2 protein-coding genes and 1 pseudogene are annotated in these 1,884 nt (G+C 43.0%); all 3 read right to left on the bottom strand.

What is annotated here, in order from left to right; genetic code table 11:
- A pseudogene (locus A3729_RS30950) lies at positions 1–225 on the bottom strand (UMP kinase); the annotation flags it as partial.
- 303 nt (positions 226–528) lie between these two features.
- Entirely contained in the window at positions 529–1,377 is an 849-nt protein-coding gene (gene tsf / locus A3729_RS15610; RefSeq protein ID WP_068508228.1) for a translation elongation factor Ts, read from the bottom strand.
- Between the two features lie 205 nt (positions 1,378–1,582).
- Positions 1,583–1,884, bottom strand: a 302-nt coding sequence (rpsB, locus tag A3729_RS15605) for a 30S ribosomal protein S2 (protein WP_068634055.1), incomplete at its 5' end; no start/stop codon positions are given.

Raw genomic sequence — 1,884 nt, 5'->3', positions numbered from 1 at the left:
GTAACACGATCCATTCCAGCCTGGCTTAGGGCAGCACCTCTAAACAAGTTACCACCACCTATGACCATGCCAACCTGAACACCTATACCCAATCAGCTGACCAATTTCTAAAGCCATGCGATCAAGTACTTTTGGATCGATCCCAAAGTCCTCATCGCCCATTAGAGCTTCACCACTAAGTTTTAGAAGAATTCGTTTATATTTTGGCTGGAGATTTACAGGCATGAATCACTCTCGGCATTTAAAGCGTAGTTAACAAATACAGGTTAAGAACCTGCTTAATATGCATATGACGTATCTTAATTTCGGGGGAGTCGCCCCCACTAAAAACAGTCTTTCCAGATGAGCAAGTACTCCCCAGACAACTTTAAGATAAAAACCAATTGCCAGATACAATAATGCCGCATAAGAAAAATGGTTATATCACCCTTCTTATACGGCACGGTTGGGAATTGTATCAGGATTGGTAAAAAGTGGAACTATCTTTTCAACATTTACCTGTTAACAAACCCATGTAAACAGACTAAATTAGCCTTTAAGCTGAGCCGCAACCTCTGCAGCGAAGTCAGCCTCTTCAACCTCAATACCTTCACCTACTTCGATACGGACAAAAGAAACAACTTCTGCACCGCCATCTTTAGCCAACTGGCCAACTGTAACTTCAGGATTCTTAACGAAAGGCTGCTCAACCAAGCTGTTTTCCTTAAGGAATTTCTTAATACGACCACCCATCATTTTCTCGACGATCGCATCTGGCTTACCTTCCATATCAGGCTGAGCCTTAATGATATCCTTCTCTTTATTCAACTCTTCTTCAGGCATATCTTCAGGGTTAAGAACACGAGGATTAACCGCTGTTGCATGCATAGCGATATCTCTTGCCAACTCAGGCGTACCACCTTTAAGCGCAACAATCGAAGCAATTCGATTGTTAGAGTGAACATAAGCACCCACAACTTCACCTTCAGACTTAACAGCACGACGAGGAGAAATGTTCTCACCAATTTTCTGAACCAAAGCTTCACGCTCTGAATCAAGAAGACCAGCAACATCAGTAGAACCTGCTTCAAATGCAGCGCCTGCTACGTTATTTGCAAACGCAAGGAAACCTTCGTTCTTAGCAGCAAAGTCAGTCTCAGAGTTAATTTCAACTAACATTGCAGAAGCGTTGTCAGCAGATACTTTAGCCACAACCACACCTTCAGCAGCTGTACGGCCAGCTTTCTTAGCTGCCTTCATACCACTTTTCTTACGCAACTCTTCAATTGCCTTTTCGATATCACCGTCTACTTCAGCAAGTGCTTTTTTACACTCAAGCATACCAAGACCTGTACGCTCACGAAGTTCTTTTACCATTGATGCGCTAATAGCGGCCATGTCAATTCCTCTTTACCGTTACAACCCAAGCGGCTGTAAAATTAAAAAATTTGCTTCCATTACCTGGGCCCAAAAGGCGCTAAAATGTTCGCAAGCGGAACACACCTTCAACCAAATAAGAACCGAAGCATTATTAATAACGAATGAAAACAAGGGCCGGAAAACCGACCCTTGAGCACTTTATAAGAAAACGCTTACAGAAAGATTACTCTGCTGCTTTTTCGCCTTCTTCAGATGCCGCTGACTCTTCCGCCACTTCAACGTACTCACCACCTTTTGAAGAACCTTCAAGCACTGCATCAGCAAAAGCTTTTGCATAAATCTGAATAGCTCTGATCGCATCATCGTTACCAGGGATAACGTAATCAACACCATCTGGATCACTGTTTGTATCAACGATACCGATAACAGGGATACCTAATTTGTTAGCTTCTTTGATCGCAATACGCTCGTGATCAACATCGATCACAACCAATGCGTCAGGTAGACCACCCATATCCTTGATAC

Source organism: Oleiphilus sp. HI0043 (genome assembly GCF_001634935.1).
This window is presented reverse-complemented; position numbering and strand designations above follow the sequence as displayed.